This window comes from Caballeronia udeis (assembly GCF_001544555.2).
In the GTDB taxonomy this organism is placed as follows: domain Bacteria; phylum Pseudomonadota; class Gammaproteobacteria; order Burkholderiales; family Burkholderiaceae; genus Caballeronia; species Caballeronia udeis.
In genome coordinates, this window is record NZ_FCOK02000045.1 from 47,515 (window position 1) to 69,964 (window position 22,450).

The following is a 22,450-nucleotide window of genomic DNA, read 5'->3' on the forward strand; positions in this document are numbered from 1 at the left end:
AAATTGGACCTCTCCTCTCGAAGCTCATGCTGCTTTCAGGGATTCCCGCTGCGTCGCCAGTTGCATGATGCGCTCTTGCGTCGCCTCCATGGCCGAGAGTTCGCCGGTGATACGGCCCTCGCACATCACGATAATGCGGTCGCTCATGCGCAGGATTTCCGGCAGTTCCGACGAGATCATTACGATCGCCTTGCCTTCCCCGGCGAGCGCGCGAAGGAGCTTGTAGATCTCGCTCTTGGCGCCGACGTCGATGCCGCGCGTCGGCTCGTCGAAAAAGAGCACGTCGCAGTCGCGCTCGAGCCATTTGGCAATGACGATTTTCTGCTGATTGCCGCCCGAGAGAAGCCGCACCGGCTGCGCTGCGGAGGGGGTACGAATGGCAAGCAGGTTGATGAAATGGGAGGCTGTCCGGCGTATCTGGGCGCGGCGCAAGAAAAAATTGAGCGACAGGAATTTGCGCAGATTGGACATCACTATGTTCGATTCGACGTCCATTCCGGTTGCAAGGCCAAAGCGCTTTCGGTCCTCCGAGAGATAGCCAATGCCGCGCGCCACCGCATCGCTCGGATTCCTGATCGTCGCCTTCACGCCTCTCACGGCAATCTCGCCGGACTCGATCGGATCTGCGCCGAACACCGCTCGGGCGACCTCGGTGCGGCCGGCGCCCATCAAGCCGGCAAAGCCCAATATCTCGCCTTTGTGCAGTGCGAAACTCACGTCCCTGACCAGCGGGCCGGCGTTTAGATTTTTTACTTCGAGTGCAACCTCGCCTTTGTCCGCCGCGCTGTTGGGAGGCACGACGTCGGTCAAGGTTCGCCCGACCATCATGCCGATGATCGTTTCGACGCTGGTGTCGCGGGCCGTGACAGTGGCCACATATTCCCCGTCACGCAACACGGTGACGCGGTCGGAAATCTGCTTCAGCTCGTCCATCTTGTGGGAGATATAGATGATGCCCACGCCCCGGCTCTTCAGCTCCCGGATGATGCGGAAAAGCTCGGCGATCTCGGCGTCGTTGAGCGCCGAGGTGGGCTCGTCCATGATCAGGACGCGCGAGTCGAAGGACAAAGCCTTGGCGATCTCGACCATCTGCTGCTTGGCGACCGTAAGGCTGCTGACAACCGCCCGCGGGTCGAGCTTCACATGCATGCGGGCGAGAATGTCGCTCGCTTGCGCATTGAGTTTGTCTTCGTCGAGGAACAGGCCGAGGCGTCCGCGCGGCTCGCGGCCGATGAACATATTCTGCGCGACGCTCAGATGGTTCATCAGCTGGAGTTCCTGATGAATGATGCAGACGCCCACGGCCTGCGCCTGGCCCGGGCTCAAGAACTCGACCGGCTGGCCGTCATAGAGGATTTCGCCGGAATCCCGGGTGTACACGCCCGCGAGGATTTTCATCAGCGTCGACTTGCCGGCGCCATTCTCACCCATCAGCGCGTGGACTTCACCCGCCATCAGCTCGAACTGGACCTCGTGAAGCGCCCTCACGCCGGGAAAACTCTTGCTGAGCCCTTTGACGGAAATGAGCGGCATCATGGCGCGGATTTGACGACAATTCCGTGACCTCCGCTGGCCTCATCGCGAGGAGCGGGTCGGAAAAGCGTCGGGCGCCGGGGCGCCGGGTGCCGCCGGAAATCGCGGCTGAAATCGCAACGAGAAGCCAGGCACATTGCTGGGCCCCCAAACCGATGTGCCACGATTTTACGACGCTGCACGGCGGCGGCTCAAGCGTAGGCATTCCCTAGTGTCATGGGCAGGTGTATCTCGGGCCGGGCTTCCCACTATGTGCGACGCACCCGTTTCGTTTTGCATGGGAGGCCTTGGAAAGGGCCGGGGGCATTCCGCCCGAAGCTGCTGCGGATACGTCGCATTCAGGCGCGCGAGTCCGGTCTGGCGGGCGCACCGCCTTTTGTTCACCGGACTACAATTATTCATCTGGCGTCATCTGCCGCGCGTCATTGCGTGGCTGCGTGTTGAGCTATGAGGGACTGTGAGGGGCGTATCGATCACCGGTTGATCCACGCGCCTGACAGATCAACGGCAGACAATGATGGGGTCGCCGCCGGCCATGATTGACGGGCCAGCAAAGGAGCATGATCGATGCGGTCGCAAGTGAGGTCAGGCGCGCGCTTGAGACGCACTGCGATCACGGTTGCGCTCGTCGTACTTTGCCTGATCGTCGTCGGGCGCATCACCGGCATCCTGGTCGACTGGCTGTGGTTTTCTTCGATCGGCTATGTCGACGTTTTCTGGACGGTTCTTTCAGCCCAGGTGCTCCTCTTCGTCGCCATATTCGCCGTATCGGCAAGTGCTATATGGGTGTCGGGGTTTCTCGCGCATCGTTACGCGAGGGACCTTGGATTCTCGCAGGTGTCAGCAGCTTTTTCGTTCGGTCCATCGGCGGCCATCAGCGATCTGGCCAACCGGGTCGCGCCGCGCATTCGTTGGCGCTCCGCCATCGCCGGCGTCGCCATCGTTTTGGGGCTGCTCGTTGCCGTCAGCGAAATCTCGAGCTGGGACATGGCGCTGCGCTTCATTCACCAAGTGCCTTTTGGCGAGCGCGATCCGATCTTTGGCAAGGACATCGGCTTCTATCTCTTCTCGCTGCCCGTCTATATCGCGCTCAAGAATTGGCTGCTGCATGTGCTCTTCTGCAGCGCAGCCGTTGCCGGCGTGGTCTACGCAATGCGCGGCGACATCGCCATCGAGCAGTTGCCGCGCGGACTCTCGCCCGCCGCCGCCGTTCATGGTTCGGCGCTGCTCGGATTGTTCTTTGTGCTGAAGGCCTGGTCCTACGGACTCGACCGCTTCCTGCTGCTGTACGGCGACAACGGTGTCGTGGTCGGCGCCAGTTATTCCGACGTTCACGTCGTGCTGCCGGTCCTGTGGCTGCTCGTCGGCGTTGCCGCCGCCGCATCCGTGGCCTCCTGGGCCAATATGCGCTGGCGGAGCTATCGAGTGCCTGCCGCCTCGGTATTACTGGTGTTCGGCGGCTCGTTTGCGTTTGCCGTGATCTACCCGGCGCTGTTCCAGCGTTTCTATGTCAAGCCGAGCGAGCTCCAGCTGGAGACGCCGTATATCGAACACAATATCGCGCTGACGCGCAAGGCCTACGGCCTCGAGCAGATCGCGGCGAAACCGTTTCCTGCCGAGCAGGGGCTCAATCTCGCGTCGCTCCAGGCCAATCGCCCGACCATCGACAATATCCGCCTGTGGGATGTGCAGCCGTTGATGGATACCTACGCCCAGTTGCAGGAGATCAGGACCTACTACAAATTCCTCTCCGTGGACATTGACCGCTACCGGCTTGACGACGGCTACCGGCAGGTGATGCTGTCGGCGCGTGAACTGGATCCGGCGATGCTCCCGGCAAACGCCCAGACCTGGGTGAACCTGCATCTCCTGTTCACCCACGGCAACGGCGTCGTGATGTCGCCGGTCACCGAGAAATCCACGGAAGGCTTGCCTTCCCTCTATCTGCAGGATATTCCGCCCGTCGCCAATGGTGGCCCGGCTATCCGCGAACCCCGCCTCTATTTTGGCGGGGGCGATCAGGACTATGTGATCGTGAAGGGCAACGTACCCGAGTTCGACTACCCCAAGGGGAAAGACAACGTCTACGCCGCCTATAGCGGGCACGACGGAGTCGCTGTCGGCGGCCTGGCGCGACGCAGCCTCTTCGCCTGGCAGTTCGACGATCCCAACATCCTGCTGACCAGCTACATCACGGACCAGAGCCGGATCCTGTTCCACCGCAACATTCAGGACCGGGTGCGCACCATTGCCCCGTTCCTCAGTCTCGACCATGACCCGTATATTGTCGTGAGCGACGGGCGCCTTTTCTGGATGCAGGACGCCTATACCACCAGCAGCTGGTTCCCCTATGCCCAGCCGGGTATCAGCGACGGAGGCAATTACATCCGCAACGCGGTCAAGGTGGTGATCGATGCATATAACGGCACCGTCGACTTCTACGTCAGCGATCCTGCCGATCCGATCCTGCGGACCTACCAGCGGATCTTCCCGGGTCTGTTCAAGCCTTTGGAGGCGATGCCCAAAGACTTGCAGCAGCATATCCGCTACCCCGAAGACCTGTTCCTGATCCAGGCGCAGCTCTACCGCGCCTACCATATGGACACACCCGAGGTCTTCTACAATCGCGAGGATCTCTGGCAGTTTCCCCAGGAGCTGGCCGGCATCGACGGTGGGAATACCCCCGTGCCGATGACGCCCTACTACACCGTCATGCGGCTCCCCGGGGCAGCGCGCGCCGAGTTCGTCCTGATGCTGCCGATGGTGCCCAGCCAGCGCGAGAACATGATCGCCTGGCTGGCGGCGCGTTGCGATCCGCCCGAGTACGGCAAGCTCATCGTCTACACCTTCCCCAAGGAAAAGCTGGTCTATGGGCCGTTCCAGATCGAGGCGCGCATCCAGCAGAACACCGAGATCTCGCAGCAGATCTCACTGTGGAACCAGATGGGCTCGCGGGTCATCCGGGGCCATCTTGTGGTCGTGCCGATCGAGAACTCGATCCTCTACATTTCTCCACTCTACTTGCGCGCAGCGTCCGGTCAGCTGCCCGAGTTGAAGCGCGTGATCGCCGCCTACGGTGACCGTGTGGTGATGGAAGAGACCCTGGGCGAAGCCCTGGCGGCGCTCTTCAAGGAGACCACCCCGGCAACAATGCCCCGGGGCACGGCGGACGCGCGCGCCCGCGAGGCGCTCGCGCACTATGACCGCGCCATCGAAAGATTGAAGGCAGGAGACTGGAGCGGTTTCGGCTCGGAACTCGATGCCCTTCGGCCTCTGCTCGAGGCACTCGGCGCCGGCCGTCCCGGGGATCAAAAATGATCTGGGTGGAACTCGAAGAGCGCCTGCTCAACGCAACAAGTAAGGAGTCCACTCTCCACTTTCCAAAAGCAAACGTTGCCGGGTGATTCGACGTGTTACAGCGCGAACAACCTCGCCAAGATTTTCAGAAATACGATGTTGCCGAGACTTTTTGCATGGTGTTTTATACGCAGATACCCTATACGGTCCAAACGTGCGGCGGGACCTATCATGAAAGGAGTGCTTTCATGATTACGCTGCGATGAGCGCCCTGGTCAGGCGGCTGAACCGGCAGGTCCTGACGTGCATGCGTGCATGCAAATGTAAGTTTTCAGTTGTTTTCTGACGCCACCGGCAAACCCGTGTGGCGGATCGATCCGATCCCTTTCACAATAAGGAGTCACTAACATGATTGCTCAGAACAATGACACGTCCGGCGCTGATCGCGTTTTGCGGAAAACGAAACTGGCGGCAATCGCGGCGCTCGCCGTGCTCGCCGGCATGGCCCCAGGTTTGGTGCAAAGCCAGGGCGAGACCATCAAGATCGGCGTTCCCGTGCCTCTGTCGGGCAGCAGTGCCAACGCCGGAACAGACATCGTCAATGGCGCCAAGCTTGCCGCCACCCGGATCAATGCGGCCGGCGGCGTTCTCGGCAGACAGATCGAAATAGTGCCGGAGGACGACGCCTGCGACGCGCAGACGGCCGTGCAGGCAGCGCAGAAACTGGTTGATGCGGGGGTCGTCGCGGTGGCCGGCGGTTATTGCTCCAGCGCGGCGCTACCGGAACTCACCACATTTCATCGCGCCGGGATTCCGTACGTACTGGATGCATCGACCAATCCCAAACTCACCGAAATGGGCTTTGACAACGTGTTCCGCACAATCGGCCGTGACGACGAACAGGGCCCGTTTGCCGCCAGTTTCATGAAAAACTCGTTACATGCAAAGCGCGCGGCCGTGATCAACGACAACACGACCTATTCCAAAGGCCTGGCCGACAACACGGTGGAAGCCCTGAAAAAAGACGGCGTCGATGTCGTCTACGACGACTCGATCACACCCGGCCAGATGGACTACTCGCCAACACTGACCCACGTCGGCGCATTGAAACCGGACGTGATCTACTACACCGGCTATTTCTCCGAAGCGGGTCTGCTCGTGAAGGAGGCGCGGCAACTGGGCCTGAAGATGACCTTCATGGGCGGTGACGCCACCAATGACCCGACGCTGATGAAAACAGCGGGCCCGGCGGCCAACGACATGATCATCACCACGGCGCCGCTGGCGCAGTTCCTGAGCGCCGCGCATGGTTATGTCGACGACTATACGAAGGCTTTCGGGCAAGGCCCGGGCCCGTATTCCGTCTACGAATACGATGCCGTCGGGGTCACGGCGAAAGCGATCGCGGACGCGAAATCGGCAAAGCCTGCCGCGATCACGGCTGCCCTGCACAAGATCTCGAACTACCAGGGCGCGACCGGGGCGATCGGGTTCAATCCGAAGGGTGACCGCAGCGTGGCGGTGTACATCACCATCATCGTTCGCGACGGTAATTTCGCGCCCTACCAGAAGCAGGATGCAAGCGGACACTGGATGGCGATGAAATAGCCGCCTGCCGCGCTCAAGCCATGAGCACCTTCTTCCAGTTCGTCATCGAGGGGCTGACGATCGGCTCGTTCTATGCCCTTGTCGCCCTCGGCTACACGATGGTCTACGGGATTATCCGGCTGATCAACTTCGCTCACGGCGACTTGTTCATGGTCGGTGCGTTCATCGGCTGGACCGGTTTGACGACGCTTGCTGCCGCGCACGTGCCGCTCGCCCTGGCGCTGATGATCACCCTCGTGGCTTCGATGGTGGTCACCGGCGCACTTGGCCTCGCGATCGAGCGGGTTGCGTACCAGCCACTGTTGCGCGCACCGCGCCTGTCGATCCTGATCACGGCGCTTGGCGTCTCCCTCGCGCTGGAAAACGGCGTGCTGCTGCTCTACGGCGCCGGTTTCAACACTTATCCCCATGTGCTCAGCCACACAGGATTCGATGTCCACGGCGTGCAGGTGACGTTCGCGCAGCTCGGCATTATCGTGGCGAGCTTTGCGTTGATGATCTCGCTTTATTTCTTCGTTCACCGTACGTTCGTCGGTACCGCAATGCGCGCGCTGGCGATTGATCAGGACGCGGCGCGCCTGATGGGTATCGATGTCGAACGGCTGATCCAGCTGACCTTCTTCCTGGGTTCGGCGCTGGCCGCCGTGGCAGGCGTCATGGAAGGGATCTACTACACGCAGATCAATTTTTTCATGGGCTTCGTGCTCGGCCTGCGCGCCTTCACCGCTGCGGTTCTCGGCGGCATCGGCAACATTCCGGGCGCCATGGCCGGCGGCATCCTGATCGGCCTGCTCGAGGCCTTCGGCGCCGGCTATGTCTCGTCGCGGTGGACCGATGTGTTCGTGTTCGGCGTGCTGATCAGCGTGCTCGTGATCAAGCCAACCGGGTTGTTCGGCGAACGCGTTGTCGAGAGAATGTAGCTCATGAGCGCACTGCAGGCGTCATCACGTTGGTCCCGCCCCACCGGCGTCGCGCTTCTTGCGGCCGCCGTGGCGCTGCCGGCTGTCGCCAGCAATTATGTCGTCGATGTCGGCCTGACCATCGCCACCTATTCGATCCTCGGTCTCGGGCTGAACATCGTAGTAGGTTATGCAGGGCTGCTGGATCTGGGTTATGCCGCCTTCTTCGCCATCGGCGCCTACACAACGGCGCTGCTGGAAACGTTGCTGCACTTCTCGTTCTGGGAAACGCTGCCGTTCAGCCTGGCGTTCGCCGGTGCTTCGGGTATCGTCATCGGCTACCCTACCCTGCGCCTGCGAAGCGACTATCTGGCGATTGTGACGCTTGGGTTCGGTGAGATCACGCGCATTGTTGCCACCAACCTCAACATCACTGGCGGCCCGAACGGCATCTACGGCATCGAGAGCCCAAGCCTGTTCGGCTACGAGATCAGCTCGCCGCGTGCCGTCTACGAACTGGGCCTCGCGTTCCTCGTGCTCGTGCTCGTGTTTGCAATCCGGCTTGGCCAGTCGCGGCTCGGCCGCGCCTGGACCAGCATCCGCGAGGACGAGGATGCGGCCGAGGCCGTCGGCGTGCCGACACTGCGCGTCAAAATGCTGGCGTACATCCTGGGCGCGCTGATTGGCGGTTTCGCCGGCAGCCTGTTCGCCGCGCGCTTCGGGACCATCGACCCGACCGGCTTCACCTATCTGCAGTCCGTCACCATCCTGATCGTTGTCGTGCTGGGTGGGCGGGGGAGCATTCCCGGCGTGATCCTGGGTGCAGTCATCGTTGCCGGCCTGCCCGAGATACTGCGTTTCCTCAATCTTTGGCGCATCTTCGCCTTTGCGATCGGGCTCGTGATCCTGATGCTGCTGCGGCCGCAAGGGCTGTGGCCGGCACCGCTGCGCCGCGTGGCGCTCCCGCGCAAGGATGCCGGCAGCGCGACAGCACCCTTGCCCCGGGAGACCGTCACCGATGAAATCCTGCTCGATGTACGCAACATGCAGCGCCGCTTCGGCGGTGTTCAGGCAGTCGGCGGCGTCAGCTTCACCGTGCGCAGCGGTGAGATTGTCAGCCTGATCGGCCCGAATGGCGCCGGCAAGACAACGGTGTTCAACTGTCTCACCGGTGTAATCCGTACGACCGGCGGTCAGGTTCTCTGGCGGGGCGCCTCACTGGTCGGCGGAGCGCCGCATCGCATCGTCCATAGCGGCATGGCGCGCACCTTCCAGGGCATCCGCCTGTTCGCCAACATGACGGCCCTCGAGAACGTGCTGATCGGCATGGATCACCGGCTTCGGACCTGGCTCTGGGCCGAGCTGGTCGCGTGGCCCTCCGCGCGTGCCGAAGCAGCGGATCACGTGGAGGAAGGCATGAGCTGGCTCGGCTTCGTCGGCCTCGTCGCTCGGGCGGGCGAACGCGCGGCCGACCTGCCCTATGGCGATCAACGCCGGCTGGAGATTGCCCGTGCCCTCGCCAGCAACCCGCGCCTGCTGTTGCTCGACGAGCCGGCGGCGGGGATGAACCCGACCGAGAAACACGCGCTGATGGAGTTGATCCGGCGTATCCGGGATCTTGGCGTAACGGTGCTGCTGATCGAACACGACATGATGCTGGTGATGGGCGTGTCGGACCGGATTATCGTCATGGACCATGGGGTCATCATTGCCGAGGATCTGCCGTCCGAGATCCAGGCCAACCCGCGTGTGATCGACGCCTATCTCGGAACGGCCGGGAAAGACGAGGCCGCCGACGATGCTGCCGGGGAGGCATCGCTGTGGGACTCCTAGAAATCCGCGACCTGCATGTGAGCTATGGGAACGTAGAGGTTCTGCATGGCATATCTCTCGACGTGGGGGAAGGTGAGATCGTTGCATTGCTCGGCAGCAACGGGGCCGGAAAGACCACCACGCTGCGGGCCGTTTCCGGCCTGATTCGCGCGCGAGCGGGAGAGATCGTGATGGACGGGCACCCGCTGAACGCACTGCGGGCTCACCAGATCGTGGCGTTGGGTCTCGGCCACGTGCCGGAAGGCCGCCGCATGTTCGGCGCGCTGACGGTAGCGGAAAACCTGCAGCTCGGCGGCTATCTGATCCGGCGCGACGGCGCCGTGCTGGCGCAGCGGATCGACCGCGTCTATGAGACTTTTCCGCGGCTTGGTGAGCGGCGCAGCCAGTTGGCGGGAACGCTCAGCGGCGGCGAACAGCAGATGCTGGCAATCGCGCGCGCCCTGATGCTGCGGCCACGCATAATCGTACTGGACGAACCGTCCATGGGACTGGCGCCAAAACTGGTTCGCGCGATTTTCGGCATGATTGCCGACATCTGCAACGAAGGCACATCGATCCTTCTCGTCGAACAGAACGCCCGTCAGGCGCTGCGTATCGCGCATCGGGCCTACGTGCTGGAAAGCGGCCGCATCGCGCTTGCCGGCCTGGCCCGCGATCTGGCGCAGGACAGCCGGGTCCGCGCCGCGTATCTTGGCGGCAGCGCAGCAGCAGCGGGGTGATCGGCGGGGTGAGCCGTAAAGTGAACACGCGTGCGCACGAAGAGATCGCCCCGCTTTTCAGTGTCGAGATATAGACCGGCCTTATAGCCTGTCGGCGCGCGAATACGAGCTTGCCCAGGCCCGGCTAGCGGTCCTCCTCCAGCGCTTTCAGATGAGCCTCGCCGGCGTCCTTGGCGGCGGCACGGGTGGCGTATGCCTCGTCCGATACGAGCGAGCGTTTGACGTTTTTTGCGCCAAAGTCGACCAGCGTGATGACCCAGACATACTCTCCAGCCTGCTCAGCCGTTTGCACAAAAGCGCGCACGTCACCCTTGTCGTCTGCTTTCATCGTGACCTCCTGAGGGAAAGAACTGTTTGTGTGTCCGATGCCCGCTTTACGGCAGCCTGCCGATGATCGGGCCGATTTCGTCCTTCGTGAAAGCACGCAGCGTCTGCGTGCGGACGTTGCCTGCGGAGCCGAGCGCGAAACCGAATGCGGCGAGGCTTTGATCGTCCGGTGCTTCGACGATGGAGACAATGTCGTATTGGCCCATCGTCCAGTAGATCTCTTTCATTTCGCAGCCGAAGCCCTTTGCCATTTCCGCCACTTGACCAGCCCGTTGCGGGCTGTTTTTGATGGTGCGGATTCCTTGATCCGTAAATTGCGAAAGAACCACATAAGTCGTCATGACAATTCTCCCTACGATTGAAACGTGTCGGGACACATCCGCGCTAGCGATATCGCGAGCGGCACTGTATATGCGTGATCGGAACCGTTTGCGCGTAACTTGATTCTAGGCAATGGAATCTGGCGCAACGGACCGTTTTCTCCCGGGATCCACCGGCGCCGACCCTCGCGTCGTTCGTGATAGATCGCATGTACACTTTACGAACCGGGGAGGAAAAGCCATGGGGAACAGATACGAGCGCTCGCGCATGTCGCGTTCGTTCACGTACAAGGGTGTCCAATACCACCCAGGAATACTGCTGGTTCTCGCCGCGCAATTACTCTGCCTGAGCGCGTTCGCGTTTTCACCGGCCAGTCTCGATCACAACAAGTGGCTGTCCGCGGCAATCGCGTTCAGCCTGCTTTTCGGGCTGATCCTGTCGCTCGGTTTTGTCGGGACGTGGAATCAGTTCAGCGACGATGTCAGCCTGTGGACGTTCTTCAACACGAACCCGGTCGAATCTGCCGTCGCGATAGCTACCGCGGGTGAGGTTCTTGCAATTTTGTTGATACCGCTAGGCTAAGAGAAAGCTGCCGGGGTTTAGGCAGCAATTGGCGCGTCCCGCAGTTCACGAGCGACACGCTCGGGGAAGCGCTTTGACGCAACGGCGCTAATGCACCCTTCACTCGAATTGAACAGCACGTCACCTGATAAACCGGCTTTTTTGTACATAGTTATCCGAATCAATCAACATGATTCCCCCACGCCGCAACCGCACGAGCGCGACGAGTCCGGCTGATCATTGCGGATCCGGAATTCGAGCACGATTGTGACTATATTGAATGATGAGACTCTGTCGAACCTGGCCGCCGGTACCGCTGGTACTGTCATGGCCGGTGCGACGGAATGGGTCGCGGGTATTCCCGATAGGAGGCCCAAAATGCGGCGCATCTATTTCCTGTTGCCCAACGTGCACAGCGCGAAGGGAATCATCGACGAGCTGTTGCTGAAGCACATTGAGTGGCGACATATCCACGTGCTCGCGCGTCCGGGTATCCCGCTTGAGGACTTGCCGCAGGCCACACTCGCGCAGCGCAGCGACCTGCTTCCGGCGCTCGCCCGGGGCACCGCGGCGGGTGGTGTCACGGGCATGCTGGCGGGTCTTGTCGCCATGGCCTTTCCTCCTTCCGGCCTCACGATCGCCGGTGGCGTCGTTGTCTTGCTGACGCTGGCGAGCGCGGGATTCGGCGCATGGACCGCGACAATGATCGGTGTCGACGTGCCCAACACGCGTCTGAAGCGCTTCGAAGTCGCGATCGGGAAAGGTGAATTGCTGATGATGGTCGACGTCGCGAAGGATCGCGTCGAAGAAATCGAGCAATTGGTCAAGAGTCACCATCCCGAAGCGGACATCGAGGGGACGGATCCGACCATACCGGCGTTCCCATAAGCTCTCGTGCGGACTACCGCACCCCACTGAACCAGTCGTAAAAACGCCCGGATATCGAAGAATCCGATAACCGGGCGTCTTGCTGCATTTGCTCGTTAATGCTGCATCAAACCATTAACGCAGAGCGGAATAAGCTGTCGGCGACAGAAATTGATTTTCAATGCGCTCGACGATAAGCGACTTCGCTTCGGTTTCGGCGCGCTTCGCGATCCACTCGGCGTCGGTCTGGAACGCGTTCCATTTGACTTCGCGTTCCGCCAGGCTTTCCCATTTCAGCAAGTAGGTCAGCGTTTGGTTGCTTGGGCCGGCCAGCGTGGTCCAGAACCCGATCGGCTCGATCCCGTATTTCTTGAAAAAGCCGAGCGTGATGTTCTCGAACCGGTCATTCAACGCGGGCAGACGACCCGGCGCGCAGTGATAAATACGCATTTCTACGATCATTGTTTCCTCATGGACATGGATTAAAGCAGCCATCAACTACGCTGCGGTTGGAATTCACCATGAGGCAATCGTACCGGCGTTTGGCGCAGCACGCACCTGTCAGGTAAACGTCACCTGCCGGCGCGCGGGCATCAAGCCTGTTATGCCGGACACGTCCGGACACATCCGGACGTGTCAATACGCGGCACCTTGCTACCAATCGAACCAAATCCTCCGACAATTACGTCGGCATTGCCTTGGGCATGCCTTCCCGGATCTGTTCGTCGGTCAGATCGCGGGTATGCGTGGCGAGCGACCACGAGTGACCGAACGGATCTTCGATCACGCCGTAGCGGTCGCCCCAGAACATGTCGGTGACGGGCATGATGACCTTGGCCCCGGCTGCGACGGCTTGCGCGAAAGAGGCGTCAACGTCTTTCACGTACAGGTGCAGCGTGACCGGCGAGCCCTTCAGCGTTAGCGGTCCGCTACGGCCACAATTCGGGAATTCCTCGCCCAGCATCACCGTCGAGTCGCCGATCCCCAGCATGGCGTGCATCACCGTGCCGTCAGGCCCCGGCAAGCGCGTTCGCTCGACCGCGTTGAATGCTTTTTTGTAGAAATCGATGGCGTCGGATGCGCCCTTGCAAACCAGGTGAGGCGTGATCGTATGCATCCCTTCCGGGATTGGTTTGACAGCCGAATTGGACATTGCTTTGCTCCTGGATGTAACGGGTTGACCCACTAAGTAGAGACGGCGCCGAACACGCGCCCTCTGCCAACATGACGTGCGATCAGCCTGCAAATCGACACGTCAGGCAGTTTTTTTTCGTTCAAACCGGCGGACGGTTGCCAGGGCTGGCGAAATTGTTGGCTTGCGGCAAGCATGAGCACTCTTGGCCTACGCGTATCGAACGAGCCGGTCCGCGCGTCCATTGTCCTTCATCAAACCGGCTAATTCTTTGACAGCACGCAGGCTTCGACGACGCCAGCATTGCGTCCACGATACCCACGATACCCGCCGGGCACGGATCGGAACAATCAGGGGATTCGTGCCGTTCCCGGTTATGTCCCTGTTTTGCTCTCTTCTACCGCCATTTTGCTTGTGTACACTCATGATCCGGCGAGTTCCGGCGCGCCAATATTTCGCCAGATTCACCCTAAAGTTTTCCCACTCGCTGCCGAAAGCCCGTCTATGGACCACGAAATCAACCCGCCAGCCGACTCAAACGATCCGACCTTCCTGAGGGCGCGAGCGTTGAGTCTTAGCGTCGGCGCAATCCGCAAGGCTCAAGGGAAAAAATGCCCGGGCGATTTTCCCGTGGGCACGATCGAATGGCACGCAGTGGTTGAGGAATTTGCCGATGACGTGCTGAAGGCGATGCTTTCAGAACCGGATTTGCCGATCCTCGAATTCAAACGCGACAACGCCAGAAAATAATGGCTTCGCTCAAAGCTTAAAGTCCGTGGAACCGAGCGTAAGCCCCCGCTCCGATCAAAAATGAAAAAAGGCGTCGCTGATTAATCGCGACGCCTTTTTGCATGAGTTTTTGCTTGAATCCAGCAGGTGAATCCAGCGAGTCGTCACCCGCCCAGTAAATCGATCACTTGCAGAATGTCCTTGCGCAATTGATCGACATCGACCGCAGCATTTACTTGGGGAGCCGCGCCGTTTTCCTGCATGTCTTCGATATCAGCCGAACCGTTCGGACGACCATGTGAATCGAGCCGGTTGCGCGCTCCATTGATCGTGAACCCCTGCTCATAAAGCAATTCACGAATGCGGCGGATCAGCAGCACTTCGTGATGCTGATAATAACGGCGATTACCACGCCGCTTGACAGGCCGCAGTTGCGTGAATTCCTGTTCCCAGTAGCGCAGCACGTGCGGCTTGACACCGCATAGCTCGCTTACCTCACCGATCGTGAAGTAGCGCTTGGCCGGAATCGGAGGCAGGACGACTTTTTCCATCGTCAATCAACCATCGTGGTGAATGTCGCGAATGGGGCAAATGTCGCTAATAAGCGCTCGGGCGGCACGTGACAAATGCCCGTCACTTCAGCGGCCGAAACTGTTTTCAGCACCGGCTTCGACCAGCGCTTTCAACTTCTGACTCGCATGAAACGTGACAACACGACGCGCCGCGATGGGAATGGCTTCCCCCGTTTTTGGATTACGTCCGGGACGCTGCGGCTTGTCGCGCAGTTGAAAGTTGCCAAAGCCGGATAGCTTGACACTGTCGCCGCTTTCAAGCGCGTCGCGAATGACCTCGAAAAATGCTTCCACCATGTCTTTGGCTTCGCGCTTATTCAACCCGACATGGTCAAATAGCATTTCGGCCAATTCGGCTTTTGTCAGCGTAGGCGTTTCTGCCGTTGCCGCACCGTTCGAAGTGGGAACATCTCGGATCATGGCGCTGCGTTGCGCCGAAAGAAGGGCTTCGAAATCACTCGAGTTCATTTGGTTCATATCGAAAAAATGGCGTGACGATGAAGACGGAGGGGGCCAACTGCAGGCTATCCGCGCAATCGCGCGCCATGTACTCGAGCCAAGCGTTCCACCAATGTGTTGATGGCCGTTTCGACCGTTTCGTCCTGAAGCGTCCCGCCAGTATCTTGCAACGTTACACGGAAGGCAAGGCTTTTCTCATGTGTGTCCAACCCACCGGAAGTGCTTGATTTTGGACGAAATTCGTCGAATAAAGCAACCCTGGTGACATGCTTGCAGGCGGGTTCGGAACGAGCACTTTCCAGCTCGTCGATGAGTGCCTGAACCTCCACTTTCTGGTCCACGACAATCGCAATATCGCGGCGAACCGGCGGGAATTTCGACACGTCGGACGGTATCGGCAATGCGCGTTGCATCAAAGCTTCCGCTTCGATTTCGAACAAAACCGGCGCGTGCGGCAAATCGTATTTCTGCATCCAGCGCGGGTGCAGGTCCCCGACCCAGCCCACTGCCCGGCCGTTGATCTCGATCCGCGCGCTGCGTCCCGGATGCAGCGCCGGATGTTCCGCTTTCACGAAACGCGGCACGACCGGCGCGAACAGCGCTTCCACGTCGCCCTTCACATCGAAGAAATCGACGCTGCGTGACGGTTTCACGCCCCACTGCTCGTCAAGCGCCGGACCGTAAGCCAGGCCGCCGATCATTTTCGGCTGGTCAAAACCCTCTATGGCCAGTTCGCCCGCCTTGATGGCCGGATCGTGCAGGAACACACGACCCGCTTCGAACACGCGAATCCGGTCCGCGCGCCGGTTCAGGTTGTAGCGCAGCACGCTGATCAGGCTGCCGAACAACGTGGTGCGCATGACCGAAAGCTGGCTGGCGATAGGATTGAGCAACTTCACGGGATTCGTGTTGCCGGCGAAATCCGCTTCCCATTCAGCGTCGACGAAACTGAAATTCACCGTCTCGGCGTAGTCCCGTGCGGCCACGGCATGGCGCAGCACATGAATAGAACGCTTCGTTTCGTTGGTCGGACGCATTTCGCTGGTCGCAACCGGCGGACGCGCCGGAATCTTCTCGAAGCCGTAAATGCGCGCGACTTCCTCGATCAGATCCTCTTCAATCTCGATATCGAACCGGTACGGCGGCGGCGTGACGGCAAACGTGTCGCCGTCGTGCGTGAACGTCAGGCCGAGCCGCGTGAAGATCTGCGCGATTTCCTCTGCGCCAATCGCCACGCCAATGATCCGGTTCGCCCGCGATACGCGCATGCTTACCGGCTCGCGTGTCGGCACATTGAGCGTCTGGTCGTCTACAGGACCGGCGTTACCGCCGCAAATATCGAGGATCAGTCTGGAAATACGCTCGATATGCTCGACGGTTGTCGAATAGTCGACACCCCGCTCGAACCGATGCGCGGCGTCGGTGGAAAAATTGTACTTGCGCGCGCGGCCACGAATGCTGTCCGGCCACCAGAACGCGGCTTCCAGGTAAATGTTGGTCGTGTCGAGCGACACGGCGGTGCTGTCACCGCCCATGATCCCGGCAAGGCTTTCGACGTGGCGGTCATCGGCGATCACGCCAACGGTTTCATCGAGTTCAACCGTGTTGCCGTTCAACAGCTTGAGCGTCTCGCCCTTCTTTCCCCAGCGCACTTCAATACCGCCGTGGATCTTGTCGAGATCGAACACGTGCGTCGGGCGGCCGAGTTCGAGCATCACGTAATTCGAGATATCGACGAGGGCGGAAATGCTGCGCTGTCCCGAGCGTTCGAGGCGCTCGACCATCCAGTGCGGCGTTTTTGCGTGCGCGTTCACGCCGCGAATCACGCGGCCCGAAAAGCGTCCGCACAGGTCCGGCGCCAACACTTTGACCGGCAGGATTTCATCGATTGAAACGGCGACCGGAGGCATATCGAGCGCATGCAACGGCGCGCCCGTGATGGCGGCGGTTTCCCGCGCCACGCCGAATACCGACAAACAATCGGCCTTGTTCGGCGTGAGCTTGATCTCGAAAACGGTGTCGTCAAGATTGAGCGTCTGGCGAATGTCCTGACCAATCGGGGTATCGGCGGGAAGGATCATCAAACCGCTGTGATCTTCCGACAGCTTCAGTTCGCGCGCCGAGCACAACATGCCCTGACTTTCCACGCCGCGCAGCTTGGACAGCTTGATCGCAAACGGCGCACCGCCCGCTTCGGCCGGCGGCAATTCGGCACCGACCAGCGCGACCGGCACCTTGATCCCCGGCGCCACGTTCGGCGCACCGCACACGATGTTCAGCGTCTCGCCGGTACCGGCGTCGACCTGGCACACGTTGAGCTTGTCGGCGTTCGGATGCTTCGCCACTTCCAGCACCTGCCCGACGACGATCTTCGTGGTCGGCGGCGCGACGGGCGCGAGGCCTTCCACCTCGAGACCCGCCATGGTCAGCGCGTGCGAGAGTTCATCGGTCGAGAGCTTGGGATCGACGAAAGTTCTAAGCCAGGATTCCGGGAATTGCATGTGTGTCTAGGTTCGAAATGAGGTTCGACATAAGTGGTGTCTGCGTCTGGACTTCTACGTTTCTAGGTCCAGACAACGGCCCGCAGCAACATGCGTTCAGGCAAATTGCTCGAGGAAACGCAGATCGTTTTCGAAGAACAGGCGCAGATCCTGCACGCCGTAGCGCAGCATCGTCAGGCGTTCAAGGCCGCTGCCGAATGCAAAACCGATATACCGTTCCGGGTCGAGTCCCATGTTGCGGATCACGTTCGGATGAACTTGTCCCGAACCGGAGATTTCCAGCCATTTACCGGCGTTCTTGCCGTGCTCGAACATCATGTCGATCTCGGCGGACGGCTCGGTGAACGGGAAATACGAGGGCCGGAAGCGCACGAGAATGTCATCGCGCTCGAAGAATTTCTTCAGGAAGTCGGAGTACACGCCCTTCAGGTCGGCGAAGCTGATGTTCTCGTCGATCCACAACCCTTCGACCTGATTGAACATGGGGGAATGCGTGGCGTCGCTATCCACCCGATACGTTCGGCCCGGCACGATCACCTTGATCGGCGGTTTATTCATGCGCGCGTAGCGCACCTGCATCGGGCTGGTATGCGTGCGCAGCAGCAGTTGCCGGCCATCCGCATCCTTGCCATCGATATAAAACGTGTCCTGCATCGAGCGCGCCGGATGATTTTCCGGGCTGTTCAGCGAGGTAAAGTTGTACCAGTCCGTTTCGATCTCGGGGCCGTCGGCCACATCGAAACCAATCGTACTGAAAATCTGTTCCACGCGCTCCCACGTGCGCATGACCGGATGCAGGCTGCCGGCGCCAGGACCGCGGCCAGGCAACGTGACATCGATCGATTCCGACGCAAGCCGCTGGTTTAGCAACACGTCCGCCAGCGCCTGACGGCGCGCGTTCAGCGCTGCTTCCACCTGCTGCTTGACCGCATTGATGCGTGCGCCTTCGGTCTTGCGGGCTTCCGGGTCGAGTTTGCCCAAGCCTTTCAGCAAATCCGTGAGCACCCCGGACTTACCAAGAAAGCGGGCCTTTTCGTTTTCGAGCGTGGCCGCGTCGGCGGCGTTTTCGAAGGCATTTCGCGCGTCGGCGACAATCTGGTCCAGATCCATTGATCCCATCATTTCAGCGTCAAAGTTCTTCTGATCGTTTCCGGGCTCCGGGCCGATATTTGCGCAACCGGTGCATCGTTGCATCGTCGCACCTCAGCCCGGCTTCACCGGCTTCACCAACAAAAACGGGGCTCGACAAGAGCCCCGTTTTCTGTCGTTGCACTGTCCGGTCAGGGACAACGCTACAACGAACCACGCAGTGCCAATCTTGCTAACAAGCTCGATCAGGCTGCAACGGCGGCTTTTACCTGCTTGACGATCGCAGCAAAAGCAGCCTTGTCGAACACAGCCATGTCGGCCAGCACCTTGCGGTCGAGTTCGATCGAAGCCTTCTTCAGGCCGTTGATGAACACGCTGTACGTCATGTCGTGCTGACGCACCGCCGCGTTGATACGCGTGATCCACAAAGCACGGAACACACGCTTCTTGTTGCGGCGATCGCGATAGGCGTATTGCCCGGCGCGCATGACCGCTTGCTTGGCGATACGATAGACGTTATTGCGACGGCCGCGGTAACCCTTGGCCAGCTTGATGATCTTCTTGTGACGGGCCCGTGCGGTAACCCCACGTTTGACTCTAGGCATAGTGCGCTCCTGTGAGTGTCAGTTAAGGGTTAAGCGAACGGCAACATTGCGCGCACAGAATTCATGTCAGATGCATGAACTTCCGTGGAACCGCGCAGATGGCGTTTTACCTTGGTGGTCTTCTTGGTAAGAATGTGACGCTTGAAGGCTTGACCACGCTTGATGGTACCGCCCGGACGCACCACGAAGCGCTTTGCAGCACTCTTCTTGGTCTTCATCTTCGGCATGAAACTACTCCAGTTTATTTGATGGATATGGGTGTGCGGTCGATCCATTCGATCCTGACCCGCCCTTCGAAACCCACATGCCACTTATGAGCGGCAGACTTTTTACAGCCACCACTTTTTCATGAGCGCCGCCATTATCCGGCGCCGCGCTGAAACCTGCTCAAACGATGCCGCGCAGACCTTTGAACACTTTCCCGGCCGCGCGATCCATCGATCGATTCTTTCGATTACTTCTTTTTCTTCGGCGCCATGACCATGATCATCTGGCGCCCTTCCATCTTCGGCATTTGCTCGACCTGACCGTGCTCTTCGAGATCGGTCTTCAACCGCTCGAGCACGCGCATGCCGATTTCCTGGTGAGCCATTTCCCGACCGCGAAAACGCAACGTGATTTTCGTCTTGTCGCCATCTTCGAGGAAGCGCGTGAGGTTGCGCAGTTTCACGTTGTAGTCACCGTCGTCGGTGCCCGGCCGGAACTTGACTTCCTTGACCTGAACGATCTTCTGCTTGAGCTTGGCCTCGTGCTGCTTCTTCGCTTCCGAGTACTTGAACTTACCGTAATCCATCAATCGGCAAACAGGCGGAACAGCCTGCGGCGCAATTTCGACAAGATCCACGTCCTGCTGTTCCGACATGCGGAAAGCATCGGCCAGTTTCACGATTCCGAGCGGTTCGTTGTCCACTCCGACCAAGCGCACTTCCGGTGCAGTGATTTCCCCGTTGATGCGATGTGCAGACTTATCAGTAGCGATGTTACGTTTCCTCTAAAAATCTAAAAAAACTAGCCGCGCTGGGCTTGGGCTTACTTGTACGCCTGCACGTCCTGCTGCAGACGCTCAAGGAATGCGTCGACCGGCATCACGCCAGCATCGACACCGCCACGAGCACGCACGGCTACGGTTTGTGCCTCACGCTCCTTGTCACCGACGACCAGCAAATACGGGACCTTCTGCAGCGTGTGCTCTCGTATTTTATAGCTAATCTTCTCGTTGCGCAAATCGCTCTCAACTCTAAGCCCTTGTTTTTGCAACGATTGGGTCAGTTTCAGTGCATATTCAGCCTGACTTTCAGCGATATTCAGGACCACAGCCTGCACCGGCGCGAGCCACGACGGCATTGCACCAGCATGGTGCTCGATCAGAATACCGAGGAAACGCTCCATGGATCCGACGATCGCACGGTGCAGCATCACCGGGCGTTTGCGGCTGTTGTCTTCTGACACGTACTCCGCGCCGAGGCGCTCCGGCAGGACCATGTCGAGCTGCAGCGTACCGCATTGCCACGACCGGCCGAGCGCGTCCTTGATATGGTACTCGACCTTCGGACCGTAGAACGCACCCTCGCCCGGCAGCTCTTCCCACGTGAGACCGCACGCCGTCAGCGCCTCGCGGAGACCCTGTTCCGAGCGATCCCAGGTTTCGTCGGTACCGGCACGGGCGTCCGGACGCAGCGACAGCTTGATGTCGATGTGATCGAAGCCGAAATCCTTGTAGATGCTCATCGCGAGCGTGTTGAACGCAATCGACTCTTCGATGAATTGGTCTTCCGTGCAGAAAATGTGGGCGTCGTCCTGGACGAAACCGCGCACGCGCATCAGGCCATGCAGCGCGCCCGACGCTTCATTCCGGTGGCACGAGCCAAATTCCGCGTAACGCAACGGCAGGTCGCGATACGAACGCAAGCCATGATTGAACACTTGCACGTGGCCAGGACAGTTCATCGGCTTGATCGCGTAGTCGCGCTTTTCCGACTCCGTCGTGAACATGTTTTCACGATAGTTCTGCCAGTGACCCGACGCTTCCCACAGCGAGCGGTCCATGATCATCGGCGTCTTGATTTCCAGATAACCGACTTCGCTCAGGCGGCGGCGGATGTATTGCTCGACTTGTTGCCAGATCGCCCAGCCCTTCGGGTGCCAGAACACCATGCCCGGCGCCTCTTCCTGCAGATGGAACAGGTCGAGCTGCTTCGCGAGCTTGCGGTGATCCCGCTTCTCGGCTTCCTCGAGCATGTGCAGGTAGGCTTCCTGGTCTTCCTTCTTCGTCCAGGCCGTGCCGTAGATCCGCTGCAACTGTTCGTTCTTCGAGTCGCCGCGCCAGTACGCGCCTGCGACCTTCATCAGCTTGAAGACCTTCAGCTTGCCGGTGGACGGCACGTGCGGGCCGCGGCAAAGATCAGTGAAACTGCCGTGTGAGTAGAGCTTGATATCGTCGGTGGACGGGATCGATTCAATAATCTCGGCCTTGTACTTTTCCCCGATACTCTTGAAGTAGTCGATGGCTTCGCCGCGCGTCACCACGCGGCGCGACACGGGCTCGTCCTTCTTCGCGATTTCGGCCATGCGCTTTTCGATCTTCTCGAGATCTTCCGGCGTAAACGGGCGGCTGTACGCGAAGTCATAGTAGAAGCCGTTCTCGATCACCGGGCCAATGGTCACTTGCGCTTCCGGATACAGATCCTTGACCGCGTAGGCGAGCAAATGCGCCGTGGAGTGGCGAATGATGTCGAGACCGTCAGCGTCCTTTTCAGTGACGATGGCGAGCGACGCGTCGTGATCGATCAGCGTGGACGTATCGACGAGTTCACCGTCGAGCTTGCCGCCGAGCGCAGCCTTCGCGAGTCCCGCGCCAATCGACGCGGCGACTTCCGCAACCGTCACAGGGTGGTCGTACTGTCGAACTGATCCGTCGGGCAAACGTATCGAAACCATTTCGTTCTCCAAGACGCCGGCAGCCGACGCCCAAGTTCATTGAACAATGCCTTGCAAGCGCCAAGGCGAACGCGCGAAGGCAAAAAAAATGCGGCCCCACATTTTGAGGGGCCGCATTCACTTTTCCTACAACTGCAAAGGCGAAAGTGGTCCTCGACTAGCGTCGTTCCGAAGTTGTTTCGGTCAACGTTCGCGGTGCCATCTTGTTCATTTGCCTTTCGCGCCAAGACGCTTGCTGCAGTTTTGAAAATCCGGCGGCGAACCGGATTTCCACTTTCGTTGGTAGGCTCGATTGGACTCGAACCAACGACCCCCACCATGTCAAGGTGGTGCTCTAACCAGCTGAGCTACGAGCCTGAAGAAGCGAAATTATATGGAGCGTTTTGAATCCTGGCAAGCACTTTCATGCGATGACACTGGAGAAGTTCGTCGATACGTTTAATAAGCATCAACAATGCGCT

General features: G+C 59.8%; 20 protein-coding genes and 1 tRNA gene. 7 read left to right on the forward strand and 14 right to left on the reverse strand.

Going from position 1 to position 22,450, the window contains the following annotated elements:
* Positions 1-24: 24 nt before the first annotated feature.
* Positions 25-1,536 carry a sugar ABC transporter ATP-binding protein gene (locus AWB69_RS27350; protein ID WP_062089962.1) on the reverse strand — a complete coding sequence of 504 codons (1,512 nt, stop codon included), beginning with the start codon at positions 1,534-1,536 and terminating at the stop codon, positions 25-27.
* A gap of 564 nt (positions 1,537-2,100) precedes the next feature.
* Here AWB69_RS27350 and AWB69_RS27355 point away from each other — a divergent pair.
* From AWB69_RS27355 to AWB69_RS27375, 5 genes are all read left to right on the forward strand, one after another.
* Positions 2,101-4,851: a UPF0182 family membrane protein gene (locus AWB69_RS27355; protein WP_062089963.1), complete on the forward strand. Its 2,751-nt coding sequence runs from the start codon at positions 2,101-2,103 to the stop codon at positions 4,849-4,851.
* 387 nt (positions 4,852-5,238) lie between these two features.
* Positions 5,239-6,438, forward strand: coding sequence for a branched-chain amino acid ABC transporter substrate-binding protein (locus tag AWB69_RS27360; RefSeq protein WP_062089964.1), 1,200 nt, complete (start codon positions 5,239-5,241; stop codon positions 6,436-6,438).
* A 20-nt stretch (positions 6,439-6,458) separates the two neighbouring features.
* Positions 6,459-7,358, forward strand: a complete 900-nt coding sequence (locus tag AWB69_RS27365; RefSeq protein ID WP_062089965.1) for a branched-chain amino acid ABC transporter permease — start codon at positions 6,459-6,461, stop codon at positions 7,356-7,358.
* A gap of 3 nt (positions 7,359-7,361) precedes the next feature.
* Positions 7,362-9,170, forward strand: a complete 1,809-nt coding sequence (locus tag AWB69_RS27370; protein WP_062089966.1) for a branched-chain amino acid ABC transporter ATP-binding protein/permease — start codon at positions 7,362-7,364, stop codon at positions 9,168-9,170.
* On the forward strand, positions 9,158-9,889 hold the full coding sequence (locus tag AWB69_RS27375; RefSeq protein ID WP_062089967.1) for an ABC transporter ATP-binding protein: 732 nt from the start codon (positions 9,158-9,160) through the stop codon (positions 9,887-9,889). Before AWB69_RS27370 ends, AWB69_RS27375 begins: the two co-directional genes overlap by 13 nt.
* Before the next feature lie 124 nt (positions 9,890-10,013).
* On the opposite strand, the gene AWB69_RS27380 is transcribed toward AWB69_RS27375, so the two are convergent.
* A complete protein-coding gene (locus AWB69_RS27380) occupies positions 10,014-10,217 on the reverse strand; it encodes a hypothetical protein (RefSeq protein WP_062089968.1) in 204 nt (67 codons plus the stop codon).
* Between the two features lie 46 nt (positions 10,218-10,263).
* Positions 10,264-10,557 carry a GYD domain-containing protein gene (locus AWB69_RS27385; protein ID WP_062089969.1) on the reverse strand — a complete coding sequence of 98 codons (294 nt, stop codon included), beginning with the start codon at positions 10,555-10,557 and terminating at the stop codon, positions 10,264-10,266.
* A gap of 220 nt (positions 10,558-10,777) precedes the next feature.
* Between AWB69_RS27385 and AWB69_RS27390 the strand changes: the two genes are divergently transcribed.
* Both AWB69_RS27390 and AWB69_RS27395 read left to right on the forward strand, forming a co-directional pair.
* Positions 10,778-11,119, forward strand: coding sequence for a hypothetical protein (locus AWB69_RS27390; RefSeq protein WP_231937248.1), 342 nt, complete (start codon positions 10,778-10,780; stop codon positions 11,117-11,119).
* 357 nt (positions 11,120-11,476) lie between these two features.
* Positions 11,477-11,986, forward strand: a complete 510-nt coding sequence (locus AWB69_RS27395; protein WP_062089970.1) for a hypothetical protein — start codon at positions 11,477-11,479, stop codon at positions 11,984-11,986.
* A gap of 114 nt (positions 11,987-12,100) precedes the next feature.
* Here AWB69_RS27395 and AWB69_RS27400 read toward each other — a convergent pair whose 3' ends face one another.
* From AWB69_RS27400 to AWB69_RS27455, 11 genes are all read right to left on the reverse strand, one after another.
* The gene (locus AWB69_RS27400; RefSeq protein WP_062089971.1) at positions 12,101-12,427 is read right to left on the reverse strand and encodes an NIPSNAP family protein; all 327 of its coding nucleotides are present in this window, start codon (positions 12,425-12,427) and stop codon (positions 12,101-12,103) included.
* A 220-nt stretch (positions 12,428-12,647) separates the two neighbouring features.
* On the reverse strand, positions 12,648-13,118 hold the full coding sequence (locus AWB69_RS27405) for a VOC family protein (protein WP_062089972.1): 471 nt from the start codon (positions 13,116-13,118) through the stop codon (positions 12,648-12,650).
* 872 nt (positions 13,119-13,990) lie between these two features.
* Positions 13,991-14,377, reverse strand: a complete 387-nt coding sequence (locus tag AWB69_RS27415; protein WP_062089974.1) for a MerR family transcriptional regulator — start codon at positions 14,375-14,377, stop codon at positions 13,991-13,993.
* An 87-nt stretch (positions 14,378-14,464) separates the two neighbouring features.
* Positions 14,465-14,875, reverse strand: a complete 411-nt coding sequence (locus AWB69_RS27420; RefSeq protein ID WP_031359001.1) for an integration host factor subunit alpha — start codon at positions 14,873-14,875, stop codon at positions 14,465-14,467.
* Between the two features lie 47 nt (positions 14,876-14,922).
* Positions 14,923-17,358 carry a phenylalanine--tRNA ligase subunit beta gene (pheT, locus tag AWB69_RS27425; RefSeq protein ID WP_062089975.1) on the reverse strand — a complete coding sequence of 812 codons (2,436 nt, stop codon included), beginning with the start codon at positions 17,356-17,358 and terminating at the stop codon, positions 14,923-14,925.
* Between the two features lie 96 nt (positions 17,359-17,454).
* Positions 17,455-18,468 (reverse strand): phenylalanine--tRNA ligase subunit alpha, encoded by a 1,014-nt coding sequence (gene pheS, locus AWB69_RS27430; RefSeq protein ID WP_062089993.1) that lies wholly within the window; start codon positions 18,466-18,468, stop codon positions 17,455-17,457.
* 224 nt (positions 18,469-18,692) lie between these two features.
* Complete coding sequence (gene rplT, locus AWB69_RS27435) at positions 18,693-19,052, reverse strand: 50S ribosomal protein L20 (protein ID WP_007585475.1); 360 nt, start codon at positions 19,050-19,052, stop codon at positions 18,693-18,695.
* A 29-nt stretch (positions 19,053-19,081) separates the two neighbouring features.
* Positions 19,082-19,279, reverse strand: a complete 198-nt coding sequence (gene rpmI, locus AWB69_RS27440; protein WP_031359004.1) for a 50S ribosomal protein L35 — start codon at positions 19,277-19,279, stop codon at positions 19,082-19,084.
* 227 nt (positions 19,280-19,506) lie between these two features.
* Entirely contained in the window at positions 19,507-20,031 is a 525-nt protein-coding gene (gene infC, locus AWB69_RS27445) for a translation initiation factor IF-3 (protein ID WP_075643994.1), read from the reverse strand.
* A gap of 50 nt (positions 20,032-20,081) precedes the next feature.
* Entirely contained in the window at positions 20,082-21,989 is a 1,908-nt protein-coding gene (gene thrS, locus AWB69_RS27450; RefSeq protein WP_062089976.1) for a threonine--tRNA ligase, read from the reverse strand.
* Between the two features lie 280 nt (positions 21,990-22,269).
* Positions 22,270-22,346, reverse strand: a tRNA-Val gene (locus AWB69_RS27455).
* Between the last annotated feature and the right edge of the window lie 104 nt (positions 22,347-22,450).